Origin of the sequence: Leucobacter sp. UCMA 4100 (assembly GCF_027853335.1) — a bacterium.
In the GTDB taxonomy this organism is placed as follows: domain Bacteria; phylum Actinomycetota; class Actinomycetes; order Actinomycetales; family Microbacteriaceae; genus Leucobacter_A.
In genome coordinates, this window is sequence record NZ_JAFEUS010000002.1 from 981237 (window position 1) to 1004911 (window position 23675).

Annotated in this window: 18 protein-coding genes and 1 pseudogene; 12 read left to right on the forward strand and 7 right to left on the reverse strand. The window is 65.2% G+C overall.

The window, feature by feature from the left end; all coding sequences use genetic code 11:
* Positions 1–51 precede the first annotated feature (51 nt).
* From JSO19_RS04760 to JSO19_RS04785, 6 genes are all read left to right on the forward strand, one after another.
* Positions 52–852, forward strand: coding sequence for a hypothetical protein (locus JSO19_RS04760; protein ID WP_270910090.1), 801 nt, complete (start codon positions 52–54; stop codon positions 850–852).
* 507 nt (positions 853–1359) lie between these two features.
* On the forward strand, positions 1360–2544 hold the full coding sequence (locus JSO19_RS04765; RefSeq protein ID WP_270910092.1) for a CE1758 family FMN-dependent luciferase-like monooxygenase: 1185 nt from the start codon (positions 1360–1362) through the stop codon (positions 2542–2544).
* A 67-nt stretch (positions 2545–2611) separates the two neighbouring features.
* Positions 2612–3052, forward strand: a complete 441-nt coding sequence (locus JSO19_RS04770) for a MarR family winged helix-turn-helix transcriptional regulator (RefSeq protein WP_270910093.1) — start codon at positions 2612–2614, stop codon at positions 3050–3052.
* A 51-nt stretch (positions 3053–3103) separates the two neighbouring features.
* Positions 3104–3778, forward strand: coding sequence for a CE1759 family FMN reductase (locus tag JSO19_RS04775; RefSeq protein ID WP_270910094.1), 675 nt, complete (start codon positions 3104–3106; stop codon positions 3776–3778).
* Positions 3779–3914: 136 nt separating this feature from the next.
* Positions 3915–4493 (forward strand): nitroreductase family protein, encoded by a 579-nt coding sequence (locus tag JSO19_RS04780; RefSeq protein ID WP_270910096.1) that lies wholly within the window; start codon positions 3915–3917, stop codon positions 4491–4493.
* A 185-nt stretch (positions 4494–4678) separates the two neighbouring features.
* Positions 4679–6109: an amino acid permease gene (locus JSO19_RS04785; protein WP_270910098.1), complete on the forward strand. Its 1431-nt coding sequence runs from the start codon at positions 4679–4681 to the stop codon at positions 6107–6109.
* Positions 6110–6594: 485 nt separating this feature from the next.
* Here the strand turns inward: JSO19_RS04785 and JSO19_RS04790 are convergent, their stop codons facing one another.
* Together JSO19_RS04790 and JSO19_RS04795 are read right to left on the reverse strand one after the other, a co-directional pair.
* Positions 6595–7980 carry an aspartate aminotransferase family protein gene (locus tag JSO19_RS04790; RefSeq protein ID WP_270910100.1) on the reverse strand — a complete coding sequence of 462 codons (1386 nt, stop codon included), beginning with the start codon at positions 7978–7980 and terminating at the stop codon, positions 6595–6597.
* A gap of 26 nt (positions 7981–8006) precedes the next feature.
* Entirely contained in the window at positions 8007–9491 is a 1485-nt protein-coding gene (locus JSO19_RS04795; RefSeq protein WP_270910102.1) for a CoA-acylating methylmalonate-semialdehyde dehydrogenase, read from the reverse strand.
* A gap of 142 nt (positions 9492–9633) precedes the next feature.
* On the opposite strand from JSO19_RS04795, the pseudogene JSO19_RS13100 reads away from it, so the two are divergent.
* The 3 genes and pseudogenes from JSO19_RS13100 to JSO19_RS04805 all read left to right on the forward strand — a co-directional run.
* Positions 9634–10080 (forward strand): annotated as a pseudogene (locus tag JSO19_RS13100) (PucR family transcriptional regulator ligand-binding domain-containing protein); the annotation flags it as partial.
* A 1047-nt stretch (positions 10081–11127) separates the two neighbouring features.
* Entirely contained in the window at positions 11128–11367 is a 240-nt protein-coding gene (locus JSO19_RS13105) for a helix-turn-helix domain-containing protein (RefSeq protein WP_442915706.1), read from the forward strand.
* A 2-nt stretch (positions 11368–11369) separates the two neighbouring features.
* Positions 11370–12344 (forward strand): pseudouridine synthase, encoded by a 975-nt coding sequence (locus JSO19_RS04805; RefSeq protein ID WP_270910105.1) that lies wholly within the window; start codon positions 11370–11372, stop codon positions 12342–12344.
* Positions 12345–12455: 111 nt separating this feature from the next.
* On the opposite strand, the gene JSO19_RS04810 is transcribed toward JSO19_RS04805, so the two are convergent.
* From JSO19_RS04810 to JSO19_RS04820, 3 genes are read right to left on the reverse strand one after another with little or no spacing between them, the layout of a single operon-like run.
* Positions 12456–13247, reverse strand: a complete 792-nt coding sequence (locus JSO19_RS04810) for an ABC transporter ATP-binding protein (protein ID WP_270910107.1) — start codon at positions 13245–13247, stop codon at positions 12456–12458.
* A gap of 6 nt (positions 13248–13253) precedes the next feature.
* Positions 13254–14207: an ABC transporter permease gene (locus JSO19_RS04815; RefSeq protein WP_270910109.1), complete on the reverse strand. Its 954-nt coding sequence runs from the start codon at positions 14205–14207 to the stop codon at positions 13254–13256.
* Between the two features lie 55 nt (positions 14208–14262).
* Positions 14263–15243, reverse strand: a complete 981-nt coding sequence (locus JSO19_RS04820) for an ABC transporter substrate-binding protein (protein ID WP_270910111.1) — start codon at positions 15241–15243, stop codon at positions 14263–14265.
* A 340-nt stretch (positions 15244–15583) separates the two neighbouring features.
* Here JSO19_RS04820 and JSO19_RS04825 point away from each other — a divergent pair, with 340 nt between their 5' ends.
* Complete coding sequence (locus JSO19_RS04825) at positions 15584–17845, forward strand: carbon starvation CstA family protein (RefSeq protein ID WP_270910113.1); 2262 nt, start codon at positions 15584–15586, stop codon at positions 17843–17845.
* Positions 17842–18033, forward strand: a complete 192-nt coding sequence (locus JSO19_RS04830; protein WP_270910115.1) for a YbdD/YjiX family protein — start codon at positions 17842–17844, stop codon at positions 18031–18033. Before JSO19_RS04825 ends, JSO19_RS04830 begins: the two co-directional genes overlap by 4 nt.
* 24 nt (positions 18034–18057) lie before the next feature.
* Here the strand turns inward: JSO19_RS04830 and JSO19_RS04835 are convergent, their stop codons facing one another.
* Positions 18058–18711 (reverse strand): Maf family protein, encoded by a 654-nt coding sequence (locus JSO19_RS04835; RefSeq protein WP_270910116.1) that lies wholly within the window; start codon positions 18709–18711, stop codon positions 18058–18060.
* 112 nt (positions 18712–18823) lie between these two features.
* Here JSO19_RS04835 and JSO19_RS04840 point away from each other — a divergent pair, with 112 nt between their 5' ends.
* Positions 18824–20098 (forward strand): class I SAM-dependent RNA methyltransferase, encoded by a 1275-nt coding sequence (locus JSO19_RS04840; protein WP_270910118.1) that lies wholly within the window; start codon positions 18824–18826, stop codon positions 20096–20098.
* Positions 20099–20175: 77 nt separating this feature from the next.
* Here JSO19_RS04840 and JSO19_RS04845 read toward each other — a convergent pair whose 3' ends face one another.
* On the reverse strand, positions 20176–23583 hold the full coding sequence (locus tag JSO19_RS04845) for a pyruvate carboxylase (RefSeq protein WP_270910120.1): 3408 nt from the start codon (positions 23581–23583) through the stop codon (positions 20176–20178).
* Between the last annotated feature and the right edge of the window lie 92 nt (positions 23584–23675).

A 23675-nucleotide genomic window follows, 5' to 3' on the forward strand; every position in this document is an offset into this window, starting at 1 on the left:
GTAAACCGTGGATAACCTTTTTGCGCCGCACCGGGCTGGCAACCTGTGTATATGGCGCTCTACGACGACGGCGACACCACCAAAGTCGCCCACCTGGCAAGGGCCAGGCAGCTCGAAGAGCAGTTGGGCCCCGGGCAGTTTTTCTCGCACGAAACTGCGGCGGCGTTCTGGGGGTTGCCGATCCATATTGCTGCCGAGACCCCGCTCTCGGTGGGCTCACTTCGCGGGTATACGAGAATGCGGCGCGCAGGAGTCCAGGCGATGTCATTCACGCCAGACCTTGCTGATGTCACCCGCCGCGGCATATCCCTGATCATGTCGCCGCGAGCGGTCTGGGCAGAAACCGCTCCGCGGTTGCCCCTGGCCGACGCGATCGCTCTCGGCGACGCGATCCTGCACCGTCCGCGCATCGGAGGATCCGCCAAACTCTCCCGGCCTCCCTTCTGCACGCCCGACGAGCTGTACGAAGCCATCAGCCTGCCCTACCGCCGCCACAAGCCCCTCCTGCTCGAGCGTTTCGCTCTGCTCACCCCGCACAGCGCGTCGGCACCCGAAACGCACCTGCGGCTCGCACTGACGCAGTGGGGCTTCGCGCCCGAGGCTCTCGACTTTGACGTGCGCGCGCAGAACGGCACCTTTCTCGGATGCAGCGAAATCGCCTACCCCTCCCGCAGGCTCGCGCTCGAGTACGAGGGCGACCACCACCGGGTCAGCAGGCGGCAGTGGCACCGGGACCTGCGCAAGTATGCCGATTACACCGCTGCTGGCTGGCGCGTGCTCCGGGTCACCGCGCACATGCTCTATCGCGAGCCGCGGGTGCTCCGCGCGCACGTCACTGACCTCCTGCGCTGACCTGTGTGCGTACACACCCGCCTGCCCGCGTACCCGCGTGCCCCTCTGCCCACCTGCCCCGCCACCACCAAATTGTTTGCACTTTTCAGTGAAAAACCCCGCTTTTCGGCCCAAAAGTGCAAACAATTTCGCGAGTCAACCCACTTTGTGGCGGATCGCGCGAGACATCGTGCCATCGCGCGCAGTCTCGGCCCGCAAGTGCCACCGCGCGCAAGCTCCCGTGGCGGATCGCGCTGCCGGACCCCCGTAGCGGCCAGACCCCGCAACAGCCGGACCCCGTGGCGGATCGCGCCGCGAGACCCCGTGGCAGCCGGACCCTGTGGCGGATCGCGCGGCCAGACCCCGCGGAAACCGGACCCCGCGGAAGCCAGCCCACTCCACAACCACCCCGCCCCACCCGCCGCACCCACCAAACCCGGCACCCCGGGAATAAACCCAGCGCACAGGCGTTATTACATGCATACGCATATAATTCAGATGCATCGAACACACCCCAAGGAGCAACCCGTGGAATTTGGACTCTTCAGCGTCAGCGACATCACCCGCAACCCCGTGACGGGCTACACCCCGAGCGAGGCCGAGCGCATCAAGCAGACCGCGCAAATCGCCAAGAAGGCCGAAGAGGTAGGCCTCGATGTCTTCGCGATCGGCGAGCACCACAACCCGCCATTCTTCTCGTCAAGCCCCACAACGTTTCTCGCGTATGTGGCAGCGCAGACCGAGCGAATCAAGCTGACCACCTCGACGACGCTCATCACGACGAACGATCCCGTGCGCCTCGCCGAAGAGTACGCGATGCTGCAGCACCTCGCTGACGGCCACATGGACCTCATGCTGGGCCGCGGCAACACCGCGCCCGTGTACCCCTGGTTCGGCAAGGACATTCGCACGGCGCTGCCACTCGCCCTCGAGAACTACAACCTGCTGCACAAGCTCTGGGCCGAAGATGTCGTTGACTACGAGGGCAACTTCCGCACGCCGCTGCGTGGCTTCACCTCGACGCCGCGCCCCCTCGATGACGTGGCGCCATTTGTGTGGCATGGGTCGATCCGCACCCCTGAGATTGCCGAGCAGGCGGCCTACTACGGCGACGGCTTCTTCGCGAACCACATTTTCGCTCCGACTGAGCACTCGATGCGGCTCGTCGAGTTTTATCGCGAGCGCTACGAGCACTACGGTCACGGCACAAAGAAGCAGGCGATCGTCGGGCTCGGCGGCCAGGCGTTCATCGCAAAGAAGTCGCAGGATGCCTACGAGGGTTTCAGGCCCTACTTCAACGAGGCGCCCGTGTACGGCCACGGCCCGACGCTCGAGCAGTTCAGCGAGATGACGCCGCTCTCGGTCGGCAGCCCGCAGGAGGTCATCGACAAGACGCTCACGTTCCACGACTCGTTTGGCGACTACATGCGCCAGCTTTTCCTGGTGGATCACGCCGGGCTTCCCATCGAGATCGTGCTCGAGCAGATCGAGCTTCTCGGCTCAGAGGTCGTGCCCGTGTTGCGCAAGGAGCTCGCGTCACGCCGTGACCCTGAGGTTCCGAACACTCCGTCGCACGCTGATCGCGTCAAGGCGAAGTACGGCGACGCCGAGCCACGCCAGCCACGCCCGAACGCCAACCGCGGCGACAACGTGACCGGCGGATCGCCCTACCAGGACAGCACTTCGGCAGGCGGCAGCGCGTTCGGTCTCTAGACCGCGTGGGCCCAGACTGGGCCCGATCCGCACGAAAACACGCAACGACAACACCCTAGGAGCCCCGATGAACACGAACGTGAAACTCGCGAATGCCTCGTGGGAGGCGCTTTTTACCGCCCACACCGCGCTCATGCGGGGCTTCAAGGAGGCCGACAGCTGGAGCGAGGTGAGCATGAGCGAGTACGACGTGCTCTACACGCTCTCGAAGCAGCGGGAGGCGATTCGCCTCGCTGACCTGCGCGAGGGGGTGCTGCTCAGCCAGCCGGCACTGTCGCGGCTCGTCGACCGGCTCGTGTGCCGCGGGCTCATCTCGCGCGTGACCGACGACAGCGACCGGCGGGCCGTGCGCCTCGCGCTCACCGACGAGGGACGCGAAGTGCAGCGGATCGCCGGCATGGCCCACGCCGCCGACGTCGCGCGGGGCATGCGCGCGCTCGATGACGACGAGATGCGGCAGCTGCAGCGAATCTGCGAGAAGCTCGCACAGTCGACCCGCCCAGAGTAACGTAACCCGACCACCCCGCGGCACGGCCGCCAACACCCAAAGGTTTATTCCATGCAACAGCACACCAAGCAGCTCGTGATCGTTGACGCGGGCACGAGCGATCCCTCGACCACCCGCATGCTCTCAGACAAGACCGCGGCGCGCGTCATGGAGGTCGCGAAGCAGCGCGGCGTCACCGCAACCGCCAAGGTGGTGAGCCTCAAGCCGCTCGCAAACGACATCGCGACGGCCCTCACGACGGGGCTGCTCACGCCCGAGCTCGAGCGCGCGAGCGAGACGCTGCGCACCGCCGACGGGATCATCGCGAGCACTCCGATTTACAAGGCGGGGCCGAGTGCCCTCTTTACCGGCTTCTTCCAGGTGCTCGACAACGATCTGCTCATCGGCAAGCCCGTGATTCTCGCGGCGACCGCGGGCACCGCGCGCCACGCGCTCGTGGTCGACGACCAGGTGCGGCCGCTCTTTGCGTACCTGCGCACGCTGACGGTTCCGACGGCGCTGTTCGCGACCGCCGAAGACTGGAGCTCGCCCGACATGACCACCCGCATCGACCGCGCCGCGACCGAGCTCGCGCTGCTCATCGAGGCCGGCTTCGCCGAGGGCGTGCGCGACACCTCGTGGCAGAGCTACCAGCACTCCTACGGATCGGCCGGCGGCACCGAGCTCGGCATCGACCTGAGCTCTGATCTCATGAAGCTTGCGACCGGCGGCGGATCGGCCCAGTAATACCCGCGCTGGTTGCGCCAGGTGCCGCCCGCGCTGATCCCGGGCCGGTACCTGGCGCTGAACACCAAGAACACTCCGAGTTTGCTCGGATACACTCAATGGGCCGCTTTGAGGCCCATACAACACCAGGAGAACCATGTCGCATAAGCACGCCGTCACCTCTGTTCCAGTCTTGGACATGATCAAAGAACGCTGGAGCCCCAGGGCCTTTGATTCGGGTGTCGAGCTGAGCGACGACATCGTGGTTGCGGCCCTCGAGGCTGCGCGCTGGGCACCCTCGGCGAACAACAGCCAGCCCGCACGCTTCGTGGTGGCGAAGCGCGGCACCCGCGAGTTCGACATCATTCTTCAGCACCTCGTGCCTGTGAACGCCGAATGGGCGCAGCACGCGAGCGCGCTCGTCGCCAACATCGCGGCGGTGCGCGACACCGAGGGCAACGACCGCCCCTGGGCCGTGTACGACCTCGGCCAGGCGGTCGCATACTTCACACTGCAGGTTCAGTCGCAGGGCTTTCACCTGCACCAGGTCGGCGGCTTCGACGCCGAGGGCATGCACGACGCCCTCGACCTCACCGACGCGCACCGCATCGTGTCGTGCACCGCGATCGGTAAGACGACCGACCCTCACGAGGCCGGGCTCAACCCGAAGCAGCTCGAGCAGGAGCTCAGCCCACGCGAGCGCCACGAGCTCGAGCAGCTGACGGCGCTGCTCTAAGCGCCGCGCGGCGGATCGGCTTTCGGGGCGCGAAAAGCGGTTGCGGCCGGGCCCCGATCCGCACCCATTTCCTGTCTGGGGTTCCAGATTTCAGGCCGGTTTCGCCATACCGAACGTCACACGTGATTACGGTGAGGGTTGCGCTTACGCGCATATCCCCCATTCACTGACGAACGAGGATGATCATGAACCTTCAGACTCAGACCAGCCCACCGGCCACGCTGAAACGTGGCCTCACCGCGCGACACATTCGCTGGATGGCCCTCGGGTCGGCCATCGGCACCGGCCTCTTCATGGGCTCGGCCGGCGCCATTCAGAGCGCGGGCCCCGCGGTGCTCATCGCATACATCGTGGGCGGCGCCGCCGTATTCATGGTGATGCGCGCGCTCGGAGAGATGGCCGTGCGCCACCCCGTCTCAGGCTCCTTTGCCCAGTACGCTTCGCGCTACGTCGGCCCCTTCGCCGGCTTCGTTGCGGGGTGGACATACACGTTCGAAATGTTCGTCGTCGCTCTCGCCGACGTCACCGCGTTCGGCCTCTACATGGGCTTCTGGTTTCCAGACGTCGAACGCTGGGTCTGGGTGCTCGCGATCGTCTTCTTCATCGCGGCGCTCAACCTCATTAGCGTCAAGGTGTTCGGCGAGCTTGAGTTCTGGTTCTCGCTCATCAAAATCACGGCCATCGTGCTCATGATCGTCGGGGGAATCGCGATCATCATCTTCGGCCTCGGCAACCAGAGCGAAAACGCGGCGGGCATTCAGAACCTCGTGTCACACGGCGGCTTCATGCCAAACGGGCTGTGGGGGCTGCTCGCGTCGTTCACGATCGTCATGTTTGCGTTCGGCGGCATCGAGGTCATCGGCATCACCGCAGGCGAGGCACAGGAGCCACGCAAGGTGATCCCGAAGGCGATCAACTCGGTGCCCGTGCGCATCCTGCTCTTCTACGTACTCACCCTCGGCGTCATCATGTCGCTGCAGCCGTGGGACACCATCACGGGCGAAAAGAGCCCCTTCGTGTCGATCTTCGAATCGCTCGGCATCTCAGGCGCGGCCCACGTACTCAACGTCGTCGTCATCACCGCCGCCGTCTCGGCCATCAACGCCGACATCTTCGGTGCCGGCCGCATGCTGCACGGCCTCGCCGAACAGGGCCAAGCTCCCAAGGCCTTCATGAAGCTCACCCGCAACGGTGTGCCCTGGCTCACCGTCGTCACGATGGTCTCGGCACTGCTCGTCGGCGTCGTGCTCAACGCCCTCTTCCCCGACCAAATCTTCTTCCTCATCGCCGCCCTCGCGACCTTCGCGACCGTGCTCGTGTGGCTCATGATCCTCATCTCACACGTGCGTATGAAGCGCGAGATCGCACGCGAAGGCCTCCTGCCGAGCGAGTTCCCCGTGCCGCTGTGGCCCCTCGCCTCGTACCTCACGATCGGGTTCATCGGCTTCGTCATCATCATGATCGGCCTCGTCGAATCGACCCGGCCCGCGCTCATCGTGGGCGTCGTGTGGGTGCTCATTCTCTTCGCGAGCTACCAGCTGTTCTGCAAGGGCAAGGGGCGCGAGCGCCATTTCCTCGTCGACGAGACCGGGCCGATCAGCATCGACGAGCGGTAGGGGACGGCGGGGCGCCGGGCTCGGGGCTGCGGGCTCGGGCTGGCGACCCTCGGCTGGTGGCTGGTGGCTGGTGGCTGGCGGCCGGCGGCCGGCGGCTACGGGCTGGCGGTCGGTGTTCGGGCCGGCGCCGATCCACTTGACGAAAAGTAGGGTGTTTGCCGCAAAACACCCTACTTTTCGTCATACAGACCAAAATTCGGCAGGCAGCAGCGCGGGCTGTCGCAGCCCGGCACGAACCGAGGGCGTGGGCCCGAGGTTTCCGTCAACCGACCGGGGCTCAGGCACCGCGGCCAATCTACTTGTCACAAAGCAGGGTGTTTGCCGCGCAACACCCTGCTTTTCGTCAAGTAGACGCGAAAACGACGAGAAATCACGCCGCAAGAACGCAAAACGCGCGGGGCGCAAGCCCACAAGAGCTTGTTCCCCGCGCGTTCGCGGAAGCGGCAGCAACGGCCGCAGCGGAAGCGGCAGCCGCCGCAACGCCTCTAAACGGTGTAGCCGTCAGCGACCGTGAGCGCCTCGTCGATGATGTCGAGGCCCTTCACGAGGTCTTCTTCGCTGATGACGAGTGGCGGCGCGACCTGCAGGCGGTTGCCCGCGGCGAACGGCCAGAGGCCCGCCTTCTTGCACGCCGCGACGACGGCGTTGAAGGGGGCAGCGTCGTCGCCGGCCGCGTTGAACGGCACGAGCGCCTCGCGGGTCTCCTTGTTCTTCACGAGCTCGATCGCCCAGAAGAGGCCCTTGCCGCGCACCTCGCCAACCGAGGGATGCTTCTCGAGCATCTCGGCGAGCCGGGGAGCGACGACGCGCTCGCCGAGGTCTCGCGTGCGCTCGATGATCCGCTCATCTTCGAAGATGTCGAAGGTCGCAAGCCCCGCGGCGCAGGCGAGCGGGTGGCCCGAGTAGGTGAGGCCGCCAGGGAAGGGGCGATCGACGAAGCTGTTGTGCACGGCCTCTGAGATGACGACGCCGCCGAGCGGCACGTATCCCGAGTTCACGCCCTTCGCGAAGGTGACGAGGTCGGGCTTCACGTCGAAGCCCTGGTAGGCGAACCACTCGCCGGTGCGGCCGAAACCGACCATGACCTCGTCGCAGATCATCACGATGCCGTACTTGTCGCACAGCGCTCGAACACCCTCGAGGTAGCCCGGAGGCGGCACGAACACGCCGTTGGTGCCGGTGACGGTCTCGAGCACGATCGCGGCGATGGTTCCGGGGCCCTCGACCTCGATCTGCTGTTCGAGGTGTGCGAGTGCGCGCTCCGACTCCTGCTCCGGGGTCTCGGCGAAGAATGCCGAGCGGTAGGCGTAGGGACCGAAGAAGTGCACGACCGAGCCGTCGATGATGCCGTTGGCCCAGCGGCGGGGCTCACCCGTCATCATGATCGCGGTGCCGGTCGAGCCGTGGTACGAGCGGTAGCGCGTCATGACCTTCTGGCGGCCGGTGTGGTGGCGCGCGAGGCGCACGGCGTATTCGATGGCTTCGGCTCCGCCGTTCGTGAAGAACACCGAGCGGGCGCCGTCAAACGACTTCTCGACGATCTTCTTCGCGAGCTCGCCGCGCACGTCGTTGGCGAAGGCGGGCTGAATGGTCGCGAGGCGTGCAGCCTGGTCCTGAATCGCCTTGATCATCTTCGGGTGCCCGTGCCCAATGTTGAGGTTCACGAGTTGTGACGAGAAGTCGAGGTATTCGTTGCCGTCGTAATCCCAGAAGCGCGCGCCCTCACCCTTTGCGATGGGCAGCGGATCGATCTTGCCCTGTGCCGACCACGAGTGGAACACGTAGTTGCGGTCGTTCTCGCGCACTTCGCGCTGGGCAGCGTTGTCGCCGAAGCTCTGCTCGGCGCCGTTGAGATCTGTGTAATCAGCCATTGATGTCTCTCACTTTCTGCGTGTGACTAGTCGTTGCTCGGGAAGCCGAGGTCGATCTGCGACTCTGACGGATCTGGCCAGCGGGTCGTGATCGCCTTGCTGCGAGTGTAGAAGTGAATTGATTCGGGGCCGTAAATGTGGGTGTCGCCAAACAGCGAATCTTTCCACCCGCCGAATGAGAACGAACCGACCGGCACGGGAATCGGCACGTTGATGCCCACCATACCCGCTTCAACATCAAACTCGAACTGGCGTGCGGTGCGGCCGTCGCGCGTGAAGAGCGCGGTGCCGTTACCGTACTGGTGCTCGTTGATGATCTCGATGCCCTCTTCGTAGCTCTCGGCGCGAACGACCGCGAGCACGGGGCCGAAGATCTCGTCGCTGTGCACCTTGCTGCCGACCTTCACGTGGTCAATGAGCGAGACGCCCGTGAAGAACCCTGGCAGGTCGAACTGCTTCTCGCGGCCGTCAACGACGACCGTCGCACCCTCGGCCGCTGCACCTGCGACGTACGACTCGACGCGCTCGCGCGCTTCCTTCGTAATGAGCGGGCCCATTTCTGATGATGGATCGGTGCCGTCGCCAATCACGAGGCCGCCAATGCGCTCTTCGATCGCCTTGACGAGCTTGTCGCCTGAGTCGCCCACCGCGACGAGAACCGAGACCGCCATGCAGCGTTCACCGGCCGAGCCGTATGCGGCCGAAACTGCGGCGTCGGCTGCCGACTCGATGTCGGCGTCGGGCATGACGAGCATGTGGTTCTTTGCCCCGCCGAGTGCCTGCACGCGCTTGCCGTTGGCGGCGGCACGCTCGTAGATCGACTTCGCGATGGGGGTCGAGCCGACGAATGAGACGGCCTTGACGTCGGGGCTGTCGAGAATGACGTCGACCGAACCCTTGTCACCGTGAACGACGTTGAGCACGCCGTCGGGCAGGCCAGCCTCGCGGAAGAGGTCGGCGATGTACACCGATGCCGATGGGTCTCGCTCTGAGGGCTTCAGTACAACGGTGTTGCCGCAGGCGATTGCCGAGGCGACCATCCACAGGGGCACCATGACCGGGAAGTTGAAGGGGGTGATGCAGCCGACAACGCCGACGGGTTGCTTGACGCTGTGCACGTCGACGCCGGTCGAAACCTGCTCTGAGTACTCACCCTTGAGGTGGTGCAGCAGGCCAGCCGCGAACTCGACGTTTTCGAGGCCGCGTGAGATCTCGCCCGCAGCGTCTGAGAGTACCTTGCCGTGCTCGCTCGTGATGATGGCAGCGAGCTCGGGGGTGCGCTGCTTGAGCAGCTGGCGCAGGTTGAAGAACACGTCGGCACGCTTCGTGAGGCTCGTTGCACGCCAGCCAGGCAGCGCTGCCTTGGCCGCAGCGATCGCAGCCTCGGTCTGCTCGGTGCTCGCGAGGGGAACCTCGTGCTGCTGTTCGCCCGTTGCGGGGTTGAACACGGGGGCGTAGCGCTCGGCGGTATCGATCTTCTCGCCAGCGATCACGTGTGGAATGCGCGCCATGTGGCTCTCACTTTCTCTCTGCTCGACCGTTTCGGTCAGTGTGTTTGGGCATGATTCGCCCGTCACGAACAGTCTGCCAGCGTAAACCACGGCTCGCACCCGACACATCATCGCAGAGTCGGGCATGTTTCATACACTCTGTATGATTGATGCTGCGAGACCCCAAGATCCGGCCGAGTTGCGAAGGAGACCCGTGTCAGAAACCATCGACGGCGTGACCCTGCCCCGGGTGCACGAACTCTTGCAGCTCGCCGAGCTCGAACGCGGTAAGCCGGAGGTGTGGGCGAGCCCGTCGGCGAGCGAACGACCGGTACGTTGGGCGCACGTCGTCGCGGGCCGCGTCTCGGCCGACCTGCTTGACGGTCAGGAGTTTCTCCTCACGACCGGCGCCGACTGGCCCACGGGAGGCCCTGCCCTCAAACGCCTCGTGACCGAGCTGTGCGATGCCGGCGTGAGCGCCCTCGTGCTCGAACTCGGCACACGCTTTCACACCCCTCCCCCAGAGCTCCGCGAGGTACTCGAGGCCCGCGACATCGCCTTCATCGCGCTGCATCGGCAGGTCAAGTTCGTGCAGCTCACTCAGGCCATTCACCGCCGCATCTTGAGCGCCCAGCACGAGGCACTCGAGGCCAAAGAGCACGTGCACCACCTCTTCACCGAATTGGGCCTCAACCGCAGCCCGGTCGACTACATGATCGAGCACATCGCCGCCACCATGCAGGCCCCGGTCGTGCTCGAAAACACCTCGGGCCAGGTCATCGCCTGGTCGTCGCCCCGCACTGTGGCCTCGGCCGAGCACGTGCTCGCGCCATGGGCGGGCGGGCGCTACGAGGCCACCAGCGACGCAAGCGCCCTGCGTGTTCCCGTCGAGGCACAGGGGGTGCGCTGGGGCATGCTCACCGCGCTTGAGGGGCCACCGCACCCGGCAGGCCGCCACACGGTGCTCGAGCTCGGCGCGACCGCTGTCGCGCTCAGGCGCCTCGCCGACGGCACCGATGAGTGGCTGCAGCTGAGCGCGAAGCACCTCTTCGACACCCTGCTCGGCGGTCGGTACCGCAACGACACCGAGCTCATGACCCAGCTCACCGCCGCGGGGCTGCCGTTCGAGCGGCGAAGCCTCTTCGGGCTCTCACTCACCGGCTCGGGCGACTTCGGGTCGCACGTCTCGCTCGAGCGCGCCATCGCCGAGACCGCGCTGCGCAGGGCCATCGCACCAGAGGGTTTCGCCATGATCGCCGACGATCCAGATGCGCAGGGGGCGGTGAGCTTGCTCGCCCTCGTCTCGCTGCCCGACAGCGACGAGCGCGCGCACCTTGTCGCCGAGCGCGGCGTCCCGCCCCTCATCGCCGAGCGGCTCGACCGCGAGCTCGACATGCTCGTTCCCGGATCGACGCCGGCCGAGTGGCGGGCGCACCTCTCGCTCGGCACGCGAAGCGGCGACCAACGGAGCGCCGCAACGCTTCGCGGCCTCCTCACCTCGATCGAAGGGGTGCGTGCCGCGGGAACGCTCCCAGCCACCGCCACGGCAGGCCGCGTCACCGTGCAGGAGGCAACGGGCCAACCCCTCGCGTACCTGCTGCGCGACCTCGAGGGCTCGCAGGCGCTGCAACACTTCGTCGACAGCGTCTTAGGCCCCGTGTTCGACCACGATCGCGGCCGCGGCCCGGGCCACACCGGCGACCTGACCGAGGTACTCGCCGCCTACCTCGCAACCCCGACGAACCGCTCCCTCGCGGCAACCAGGGCCCGGCTCTCGCGCTCGGTCTTCTACCAGCGGCTCGCCCTCATCGAAGAGCTGCTGGGCGTCGATCTCAGCGATGGCGGCACCATCACAACGCTCACGGTTGCGCTCACCGCGCATGGCCTACACTCCTAAGCATGCCACCACGCTCGCCCCTGCCCCAGCGCAACGGCCTCGACGCTGCTTGGGTACGAACGCCAGACCGCGATCCGCATCACCCGGCCCCTTGGGTGACCATGCGAGACTGGCTCGATGCCAAGCTCGGCGAGCACATCGACGTCGCCGAATTCATTCGCGACGAGCGCTTCGTAGGGCACGACGGCACGCCGCTCGGGCACGACGACGCGTACGAAGCCAACACCTTCTTCTGGTTTCACCGCGACCTGCGCGACGAGACCGAGGTGCCCGGCGAAATCGGCATCGTGCACCGCGACGAACGCATCATCGTGATCGATAAGCCGCCGTTTCTCTCGACGATTCCGCGCGGGCGTCACGTCATGCAGAGCGTCGTCGTCAAGCTTCGCGCCGAGCTCGGCCTGCCCGAGCTCACGCCGGCGCACCGGCTCGACCGGCTCACGAGCGGGCTGCTGCTGCTCACGACCGAGCGGCGGTGGCGCGCGCCCTACCAAGAACTCTTCCAGTCGCGCACCGTGCACAAGACGTACCTTGCCGTCGCCGACCGGCTGCCGGCCGATCGCTTGCCCGCGACCGTCGAGAACCACCTGCGCAAACAACACGGAAGCCGGCGGGTGCAGCACCTCGCCGACCAACCGGCCAACTCACGCTCGCTCGTCGAGCACTCGCACGACACCGTGCACGAGGGCCACGAGCGCGCGGTGTACCGGCTCACGCCACACACCGGCAAGACGCACCAGCTGCGCCAGCACATGCTCACCCTCGGGGTTCCGATCACGGGCGACCCGCTCTACCCCGAGATTCTGCCGGTCTCAATCGACGACTTCACCGTGCCCCTGCAGTTGCTCGCGCACTCGCTGCGGTTCGACGACCCGGTCGACGGTACCCCGCGCGCCTTCGAGGCGACGCGGGCTTTCCCGATCGTGGCGCCCGCCCCAGCCCAGGATCCGCTCCCAGCCCAGGACACGATCGATTAACGATTGCCTGATGTAATGCCCTTTTCGGGGCTTTCAGAGTAAAACCGCGCAAAAATCAGGCAAAGGTTTATGAGCCGAGGCCAATCATGCGCAGATCGAGCCCAAGCCTCGCTAGCCGAGCAGCGCTCGGTCGTCGAACTGCGCGCCCTTGATCTTCGAGAACTCGTCGAGCAACCCCTGAACCGTGAGGTTCTTTTTCTCTTCGGGGCCGGCCTCGAAGACGATGCGGCCCTCGTGCATCATGATGAGGCGGTTGCCGAGGGCGAGCGCCTGCTCCATGTTGTGGGTGACCATGAGCGTCGTGAGGTTGCCCTGCGAGACGATGCGCTCGGTGAGCGAGGTCACGAGCGCCGCACGCTGCGGATCGAGCGCCGCGGTGTGCTCGTCGAGCAGCAGGATAGAGGGGTGGGTAAAGCCCGCCATGAGCAGCGAGAGCGCCTGGCGCTGGCCACCTGAGAGCAGCCCCACGTTGGCGGTGAGCCGGTTCTCGAGCCCCAGCTCGAGCGAGGTGAGCTGCTCGCGAAAGTACTCCCGCTTGGTCTTGTTGAGGGCGCGGCCGAGGCCTCGACGCTGACCGCGCTTTGCGGCGAGAGCGAGGTTTTGCTCGATCGTTAGGTTCGGCGCGGTTCCCGCCATGGGGTCTTGAAAGACGCGACCAATGTGGCGTGCGCGCTTGAACTCTTTGAGCCCGTTCACCCGGCGGCCGTCGATCTCGATGTCGCCCGAGTCGACGGTGTAGCGGCCAGAGATGGCGTTCAAGAGCGTCGACTTGCCGGCGCCGTTTGAACCGATGACCGTAACGAAGTCGCCCTCGGCGAGCGTGAGGCTCAGGCTGTTGAGCGCGCGGCGCTCGTTGATGGTGTCGGCGAAGAAGGTTTTCGAGATTGCGTTAATCGAGAGCATCGTGACCTACTTTGTTGAGCCAGCGGCCCGGTCGGTGGCGCCAGCAGCGGCCGGTTCTGGAGCGGCCGTTTTGGGCTTCGGCCGTGAGCTCTTGAGATCCCATGAGGGAAGCCGCTTTAAGAACTTCCACCGCGGCAAGAGCAGTGCGGCAATCACGAGCACGGCGGTCACGAGGCGCATGTCTTGCGGCTCGAGGCCTACCGCCAGGGCACCGTAAATGATGACGCGGTACAGCACGGCGCCGAGCACAACCGCGAGTGTCGCGATCCAGATGCGGCTCTGGCCGAATACCGCCTGGCCGAGAATGACCGACGCGAGGCCGGTGAGAATGAGGCCGACGCCCATCGAGATCTCGGCGAAGCCGTTGTACTGGGCGACGAGCGCGCCGCACAGCCCCACGAAGCCGTTCGAGATGGCGAGCGTCAAAATCGCGGTCTTGTCGGTTGAGACACCGAATGAGCGGATCATCGGGCCGTTATCGCCGGTCGCCTGAATCGCGAGACCAAGGTCGGTCGAGAGGAACCAGTCGACAATGAATTTCAAGACGAGCACGCCGGCAAAAATGCTGATGATGCTGGTCCAGGTGCCGAGCAGGTTGTTATCGCCGAGCGGCGAAAAGACGGTGTTCGTGCGCAGCAGGCCCAGGTTTGAGGTTCCCATGATGCGCAGGTTGATCGACCACAGGGCGATCATCGTGAGAATACCCGCGAGCAGGCCATCAATATGGCCCTTCGTGTAGAGCAGCCCGGTGATAATGCCAGCCACGAAGCCCGCCCCGGCGCCAGCAGCCGTCGCGATCACGGGGTTGACCCCGTTGGTGATCAGCATCGCGGCGAGCGCCGCACCGGTCGTGAAACTGCCGTCGACGGTGAGGTCAGGAAAGTTGAGCACGCGAAACGTGAGATACACGCCAAGGGCCATGACACCGTAAATAAGCCCGAGCTCGAGTGCACCAAACATGGGTATTCCTTATAGATAGGGGTGTGCGGGGGCCGTACCGACCCCCGCACAATGATTATTCGACGATATCAGCCTGGTCGAGAATGCTCTTCGGCAGCTCTACGCCCATGCGCTCGGCGGCTCCGGGGTTCACGACGTACGCGTGCTCCTTCGCCACCTCGACCGACATGTCGGCCGGGTCGTCGCCGTCTTTGAGAATGCGAATCGCCATCTCGCCGGTTTGGTAGCCGAGCTTGAAGTAGTCGATACCAACCGTCGCGACGGCGCCACCGTCAACGGTGCCGCTCTCGGCGCCAATGACTGGAATCTGCTTCGCCTCTGCGACCTGCACGAGCGCAGCGATGCCCGCAACGACCATGTTGTCGGTGGGCACGTAAATCGCGTCAACGTCGCCGAGTGACTCGGTGGCCTGCTGAATGTCGTTGGGGGTCGTGACCGTCTTCGAGACGATTTCAATGCCGAGAGGCTTCGCGGCATCGATTGCCGCGTCAACCTGCACCTGCGAGTTGACCTCGCCCGAGGCGTAGACAATGCCGACGCTCTTGGCGTCGGGAACGATCTGCTGAATGAGCTCGAGCTGCTTATCGATCGGCGCGAGGTCGCTCGTGCCGGTCACGTTGCCGCCTGGCTTCGCGTTCGTTTCGACGAGCTTCGCCTCTTCAGCGTCGGTGACCGCGGTGAAGAGCACGGGAACGTCGGCGAGCGCCTGCGCAGTGGCCTGCGCTGAAGGCGTTGCGACGGCGAGCACGAGGTCTGGCTTCTTCGAGGCGAAACCCTGAGCGATGGTCACGGCCGTGGCCTGCTCACCGTTCGCGTTTTTCTCTTCGAAGGTGACATCGATGTCAGCGTCTTCGAAGGCCTTCTTAAAGCCGGCGGTCGCCGCGTCAAGTGCTCCGTGCTGCACAAACTGGTTAATTCCGATTGTAAACTTGGCGTCGTCGCCTGAGTTTGCCGGTTTTTCGGCTGATGAGCAGCCGACAAGCGCGAGAGCGCCCGCAGCCGCGAGGGCAATGCCCGCGAGTACTTGACGTTTCATGCTGTACGTCCTTCCGCAATGAAGCTTACGTGTGTAAGGCGCCGCCCCATTGGTAGCGCCAAATTCATTCTGCCAGAATCGCACCTCTGCCGCGGCATGAGTGGGCAGTCGGCACCTCACAAATTGATCACGTAACGTGTCGGCCGGTCAGCCGAACCAGCGATGTTCGCCACGTGTCGCGCTCATAACGGCCCGGTATCGATCATGATCCGCTTCGCGCGAGCGCAGACGCAACCATTGAAATCGGCGAGAAAACACGTAGTGTCGAAGGTGGGGTTCGTGGTCATCATCGGCGTGCCCCGCCCGAACAGCTCTGCGAGCAACAAGGAGGTTCGTACGCATGAGCACTACCATTTCTCGCCCACCCGCAGCGGTAGACGCCGCTGTTGCCGAGGCTGAGTCGAGGCGCTGGACGCCCTTCAAAATTATTCTGTGGATCATCATTGCGCTCGTTGGCGGTGTCGCCTGGTCGATGCTCGCCTTTCACCGCGGTGAAACCATCAACGCGATCTGGTTCGTGTTTGCCGCGCTGGCAACCTACTTCATCGCCTACCGCTTCTATTCGAAGTACATTGAACGGCGCATCGCAAAGCCAGACGACACACGCGCGACGCCCGCCGAGTACAACAACAACGGGCGCGACTTCGTGCCCACCGAGCGGCGCGTGCTCTTCGGCCACCACTTCGCGGCGATTGCCGGAGCCGGCCCCCTCGTTGGCCCCGTGCTCGCCGCCCAGATGGGCTACCTGCCCGGCACGATCTGGATCATCGTCGGCGTCGTGCTCGCCGGCGCGGTGCAAGACTACCTCGTGATGTTCTTCTCGATGCGCCGCGGTGGCAGGTCGCTCGGCCAGATGGCTCGTGAAGAGCTCGGCGTGATCGGCGGCACCGCTGCCCTCATCGCGACGCTCACGATCATGATCATCATCGTCGCAATTCTCGCGCTCGTCGTGGTCAACGCCCTCGGCGAGTCAGCGTGGGGCGTGTACTCAGTCGCGCTCACGATCCCGATAGCTCTCTTCATGGGCATCTACCTGCGCTTCATTCGCCCCGGCAAGGTGCTCGAGATCTCGATCATCGGCTTCGCGCTGCTCATGTTTGCGATCATCTCGGGTCGCTGGGTGGCAGAGTCGGGCTTCGGCGAGATGCTGCACCTCGACCGCTCGACCATCGCCTGGAGCATCATCGTCTACGGCTTCATCGCCGCGGTGCTGCCCGTGTGGCTCTTGCTCGCGCCGCGTGACTACCTCTCAACGTTCATGAAGATCGGTGTGATCGTCTTGCTCGCCGTCGCGATCGTTTTCGTGCAACCCCACATCACGACGCCGGCCTTCAGCGAGTTCGCGACCCGATCTGACGGCCCGGTTGTGTCGGGCTCACTCTTCCCATTCTTGTTCGTCACGATCGCTTGTGGCGCCCTATCGGGCTTTCACGCGCTCATCTCGTCTGGCACGACCCCGAAGCTCGTCGAGAAAGAAAAGCAGACGCGCTTTCTCGGCTACGGCGGCATGCTCATGGAGTCGTTCGTCGCGATCATGGCACTCGTTGCCGCGGTCTCGATTGACCAGGGTATCTACTTCGCCATGAACGTTCCAGCGGCCGCCACGGGCGGAACCGTCGAGGGGGCCGTCGCCTTCGTGAACTCGCTCGGGCTCTCTGGCGTGAACGTTGACGCCTCAACGCTCACCGAACTCGCGAACAACATTGGCGAAGAGTCGATCGTGTCGCGAACGGGCGGCGCCCCCACGCTCGCCGTCGGTATCGCCCACATCATGCACCAGTGGTTTGGCGGCACCGCGATGATGGGCTTCTGGTACCACTTCGCGATCATGTTTGAGGCGCTGTTCATCCTCACGGCGGTCGATGCCGGCACGCGCGTTGCGCGCTTCATGCTGCAAGACGCGATCGGCAACTTCGTGCCTAAGTTTAAAGACACGTCGTGGACCTTTGGGGCTTGGCTCTGCACCGCGCTCATGGTCGCGGGCTGGGGCTACATTCTCATTCTCGGGGTAACTGATCCGCTCGGCGGCATCAACACGTTCTTCCCGCTCTTTGGCATCTCGAACCAGCTGCTCGCCGCCATCGCGCTCGCGATCGTCATGACGATCGTCGCAAAGCGAGGCAACTTTAAGCATCTGTGGGTGGTCATTGTGCCGCTCGCCTTCGCCGTCGTCGTGACCTTCGTCGCGAGTTGGCAGAAGATCTTCTCGAGCGACCCGAAGGTGGGCTACTTCGCAAACCACAATGCGTTCAAGGCGGCCCTCGCCGACGGTCAGACGAGCTTCGGCGCGGCTGGCGACGTCGAGGCAATGCAGGCGGTCGTACGCAACACCGGCGTGCAGGGCTGGCTCTCGGTCATCTTCCTCGTGCTCTCGATCATCGTCATCGTTGCGGCAGTGGTGGCCTGCCTCAAGGCCTACCGCAATGGCGGCGGCGAGAACACCGAAGACCCCCGGGTCGAGTCGAAGATCTTCGCCCCGGCAGGGTTCCTCGCGACCCCGGCCGAAAAGGAGCTTGAGGCCAAGTGGAAGGCTTACACCGAGGCGACCGAGCACGCTGGCGCGCAGCCCGGCCCCATGCGCGGCGAAGGGAGCACCCCGTGACGAAGCTTCGCACGTTGGCCATGAGCCTTGGCCTCTACCTCAACGGCGTGCTGGGCGGCGACAAGTACACGACGTACCTGCGCCATCACGAGAACACCCACCCAGAAACAGCACCCATGAGCGAGCGCGAGTTCTGGCGCGACTACCGCGACTGGCAAGAACGCAACCCGCAGGGGCGCTGCTGCTAGGCGCGCAGGGCGGGCCGAGCGGGGTTACTCGTCCGGCCCGCCCTGTGCGTTCCACAGTTCGGGGTATGCGGCGCCGAGGCTCGTCACCATGCGGCGAAGGGCGGGAAGCGACAGCCCGATCACGCACGACGGCGCGCCCTCGATGCGCTCGATGAACGCGCCCGCGAGCCCGTCTATCGCGAAGCCACCGGCCAGTTCGAGCGGCTCTCCCGTGGCGACGTAGGCCGCGAGCTCTTCGTCGCTCACATCGGCGGCGAGCGTCACCGTCGCGGTATCGACCTCGCCGACGGCGGCGTGAGGCTTGCCTCCGCGGTGATCGATGAGCCAGTGCCCCGAGTGCAGCACGCCGGTGCGGCCACGGTGCGCTTTCGAACGTTCAAGCGCAACCTCGGGAAGGTGCGGCTTGCCGAGGGTCTCACCGTCGAGCAAGAATGCAGAGTCGCCGCCAAGAATGAGGCCATCAAGGTCGGGGCCGTGCCTTCTCGCCACGTCTTCAGCCTTCAACATGCCGAGGTACTCGACCATCTCGGCAGCCGTCATGGCACGACCCAGCGTCTCTTCGCGGACAGCCACCTCGGCCTCCTCGTCTACCTCTGGTGAGTAACACACCGGTTCGATGCCGGCGGCGCGCAACACCGAGAGCCTGGCGGGTGACGTCGAAGCAAGAATAAGTCTCATGTAGCCATCGTACGCACTGAGCGGGGCTCGCGGGGCGGTGTGCACGGGCCAGCGCGCAGAGTTTTACACAACGTTCAGCGAGGTGCGCCGCGATTCCTGGGAGAATGGAAGTATGACAGAGCACGAGAGCACCCTTTCCGTTGGTGACGAAATAGAACTTGAGGTCACCGGCATCGCACACGGCGGCATTAGCGTGGCGAGGCACGAGGGGCGCGTCGTCTTCGTATCTGACGCGATTCCAGGCGAGACCGTTACCGCACGCGTGACCGAGGCGCGCAAGAAGAAGTTTGCACGGGCGAGCGTTACGAACGTCGTCGAGGCGTCTGCCGACCGCGTTGCGCACATCTGGGAAGAGGCCGGGGTCGACCGCGATCCCGACGAGCGCGTAGGCGGAGCCGAGTTTGGCCACATCGCCCTACCGCGCCAGCGTGCTCTCAAAGAAGACGTTCTCACCGACGCCATGCTTCGGTTCGGCAAGATCGAAGCGCGCGCAACGGTCGAGGCGGCCGAGGGCGACGACGAGACGGGCGGCCTCGGCTGGCGGTCACGCGTGCGCCTGCACGTCGATGAAGAGACCGGCATCGTCGGCCCCTACGCCGCTCGCAGCCGCCGAGTGGTGAACGTCGAAGGGCTGCCACTCGCGAACGCCGAGATCAACATGATCGCGCCGCTCGGCGAGTACATTCCCGACGCGTCTGCCGTTGATGTCGTGGCCCCGAGCAGCGATGACCCTCGCGCGCTCATCGTCGACGTTGAGTCGGGCGAGCGCATCGGCGAAAACGACCGCGTCTTCGAGTCGGTTGGCGGCCGCGGCTTCGTGGTGCGCGCCGGCGGCTTCTGGCAGGTGCACCGCGAGGCGCCCCTCACCCTCTTCGAAGCCGTGCGCGACGAGATCACCGCTCTTGGCGATCGCTTCGATCCTCTCGCAACGAACCTCGACCTCTATGGCGGCGTCGGCCTGCTCGGCGCGGCCATGATCGAGGCCGGCGGCCCTCGCGTGAAGGTCACGAGCGTTGAGTCAGACGCAGGCGCAACCGACGATGCGGCCGAGAACCTCTCAGACTTCGTTGGCGCGATGGCCGTCACCGGCAAGGTCGACGCCTACCTGCGCGACGTCATCAAAAACGGCAACGCATCGTCACGAGAGCGTATGCGGCAGGCGACCGTCGTGCTCGATCCACCGCGTTCTGGCGCAGGCAGCCTCGTCACAAAGGCGCTCACCACGCTTGAGCCGCGCAACATCGTGTACGTCGCCTGCGACCCCGTCGCGCTCGCCCGCGACACCCAAGCGCTCACCGAGGCAGGCTACGCGCTCACGACGCTGCGCGCCTTCGACCTCTTCCCGCACACCCACCACTTCGAGACCGTGGCAGTGTTCGAACGCTAACGAGACCGCAGCACCAACGACAGAGGGCCGGCACCGCATGACGCGGTGCCGGCCCTCTTCGCTCTGCAGAGTGACCGCTAGTGGTCAACCTCGACGACGAGCACGAGATCGCCAGCCTCAACCGAGCGAGTACCCGTGAACGCGAGACGGGTGACGGTGCCGGTCACGTTCGCGGTGATCGCGGCCTCCATCTTCATGGCCTCGATTGTCGCGACGGGCTGACCCGCAGCAACCTGATCGCCGACGGCAACGCGCTGCGTGACCGAGCCCGCGAAGGGGGCCGCCACGTGCTGCGGGTCGGTGCGATCGGCCTTCTCTGCCAGGGCAACCTCGACCTTGATCGACTCGTCCTTCACGTACACCGGACGAACCTGGCCGTTGACGCGCACCATGACCGAGCGCACGCCCTTCTCGTCGGCCTCGCCGATCGCTTCAAGGCCCACGAACAGTCGCACGCCACGCTCGAGGTCGATCACGTGCTCTTCGCCCGGGATGAGCCCGTAGAGGTAATCGTTGGTCTCAAGAATCGAGAGATCACCGTACTGGTCGCGGGCGTCGAGGTACTGCTTCGTCGGCGCCGGGAAGAGCAGTCGGTTGAGCGCGCGGCGGCGCGTGGTGCCCGACTCTGCGAGGGCCTGCTCGTCTTCGGCCGACACCTCGGCCTCTGAGAGCTTCACCGAGCGCCCCTCAAGTACCTTCGAGCGGAATGGCTCAGGCCACCCGCCAGGCAGGTCGCCGAGTTCGCCGGCCATGAAGCCAACGACCGAATCGGGAATGTCGTAGCTGCCGGGGTTCTGCTCGAAGTCGGCAGGATCGGCGTCGACCGCAACGAGATGCAGGGCGAGGTCGCCCACGACCTTCGACGACGGTGTCACCTTGGGCACGCGGCCCAGGATGCGGTTCGCCGCCGCGTACATGTCTTCGATCTTCTCGAAGTGGTCGGCGAGGCCCAGTGCGATCGCCTGCTGGCGCAGGTTCGAGAGCTGACCACCGGGAATCTCGTGCGTGTAGACCCGACCCGTGGGCCCGGGCAGACCCGACTCGAAGGGTGCGTACATGTTGCGCACCGCATCCCAGTACGGCTCGAGGGCGAGCACGTTGTCGGCGTTCAGGCCCGTGTCACGCTCGGTGTTGGCGAGCGCCGCGACGAGGGCCGAGAGCGAAGGCTGGCTCGTGCCGCCCGAAAGCGGTGCGCTCGCAACGTCAACCGCGTCAACGCCAGCGGCCGAGGCCGCGAGCAGGGTCGCGAGCTGGCCACCGGGGGTATCGTGCGTGTGCAGGTGCACAGGCAGGTCGAAACGCTCGCGCAACGCGGTGACGAGCTTCGCGGCAGCGGCTGGACGCAAGAGGCCCGCCATGTCTTTGATCGCGAGTACGTGTGCGCCAGCGTCAACGATCTGCTCGGCAAGCTTCAGGTAGTAATCGAGCGTGTACAGATCTTCAGCCGGGTCGAGCAGGTTGCCGGTGTAGCACAGCGCCACCTCGGCGACCGTGTTGCCGGTCTCGCGCACCGCGTCGATCGCGACGCGCATCTGCTCGACGTCGTTGAGCGCGTCAAAGATGCGGAAGATATCAACGCCGGTCTCTGCCGCCTCCTGCACGAAGGCGCGGGCTACCTTGGCCGGGTATGGCGTGTAGCCGACGGTGTTCTGGCCGCGCAACAGCATCTGGATCGCGATATTTGGCATTTCTTCGCGGATCTTCGCGAGTCGCTCCCAGGGATCCTCTCCCAAGAATCGGAGGGCCACGTCGTACGTCGCGCCGCCCCAGGCCTCGACCGAGAGCAGCTCAGGGGTGAGCATCGCGATGTGCGGGGCCACCGCCGTCAGGTCGCGGGTGCGCACGCGGGTCGCGAGAATCGACTGGTGTGCGTCGCGGAAGGTCGTTTCGGTGACCGCGAGTTCCTTCTGCTCACGAAGCGCCTTCGCGAATCCCTCGGGACCGAGCTTTTCGAGACGCTGGCGCGAGCCAGGCTGAATGTCGGCGTTCGTGTCGATGATGGGCAGCTTGTCGGCAACCTGCAGGCGCGTCGGGCGCTCACCGTTCGGCTTGTTGACCGTCGTGTTGGCGACGTACTGCAGAATCTTCGAAGCGCGGTCTTGCGGGCGGTTGAGGCTCAGCAGCTCGGGGCGCTCTTCAATGAAGGCGGTCGAGACGTCGCCGGCGCGAAACTCTTCGTCGTCGAGCACGGCCATGAGGAACGGGATGTTCGTCGCGACGCCGCGAATGCGGAACTCGGCGAGGGCGCGGCGCTGACGGGTAACCGCCTGCTGGTAGTCGCGGCCGCGGCTCGTGAGCTTGGCGAGCATCGAGTCGAAGTGGGGGCTGATTTGCGAGCCGGGGTTGATCGTGCCGCCGTCGAGACGCACGCCGCCGCCGCCCGGTGAGCGGTAGGCAGTGATGCGGCCGAGGTCGGGGCGGAACCCGTCGGCGGGATCTTCGGTCGTGATGCGGCACTGCAGTGCGGCGCCGTGCATCTTGATCTTGTCTTGCGTGAGCCCGAGCTCTTCGAGCGATGAGCCAGACGCGATGAGCATCTGCGCCTGCACGAGGTCGATGTCGGTGATCTCTTCGGTCACGGTGTGCTCAACCTGAATGCGCGGGTTCATCTCGATGAACACGTGCTCGCCCTTACGATCGCCCTCGGTGTCGAGCAAGAACTCGACGGTGCCGGCGTTCTCGTAGCCGATCGAGCGTGCGAACGCGACGGCGTCGCGAGTGAGTTCGTCGCGCTTCTCCTGCGAGATGTTGGGAGCGGGTGCGATCTCGACAACCTTCTGGTGGCGACGCTGCACCGAGCAGTCACGCTCGAAGAGGTGCACCGTCTCGCCCGAGCGATCGGCGAGTACCTGCACCTCGATGTGACGTGGGCGAAGCACCGCCTGCTCGATGAACATGGTGGGGTCGCCAAAGGCGCTGTCGGCCTCACGCATTGCGCTCTCGAGCGCCTCGCGCAAGAGTTCTGGCTTCTCGACGCGACGCATGCCGCGGCCGCCGCCGCCCGCTACCGCCTTCGCGAAGAGCGGGTACCCGATCTCTTCGGCGCCCTTCATGAGCGCCTCAATGTCGGTCGTCGGTGGGGTCGATTTCAAGACCGGAACGCCGGCATCAATCGCGTGGTTCTTCGCCGCAACCTTGTTGCCGGCCATCTCGAGTGCCTCTTTGCTCGGCCCGATGAACGTGATGCCAGCGTCGCGCGCAGCCTCTGCGAGGTGCGGGTTTTCTGAGAGAAAACCGTAGCCGGGGTAAATGGCGTCAGCGCCAGATTCCTTCGCCACGCGAATGATCTCGTCAACGTCGAGGTATGCCCGAACCGGGTGCCCAACCGTACCGATCTGGTACGCCTCGTCAGCCTTTAAGCGGTGAAGCGAGTTCCTGTCTTCATAGGGAAAGACGGCAACCGTGCGCGCCCCCAACTCGTATGCCGCGCGAAATGCCCGAATGGCGATCTCGCCACGGTTCGCTACCAGTACCTTTTTGAACATGTTGTGCCTCTCTGCAACACCAGGTCTTGTGGACCGCTAATGGTTGACCACTGCCTATAGTATGCGAAAACCGTATAGCGCAAACACCCGAA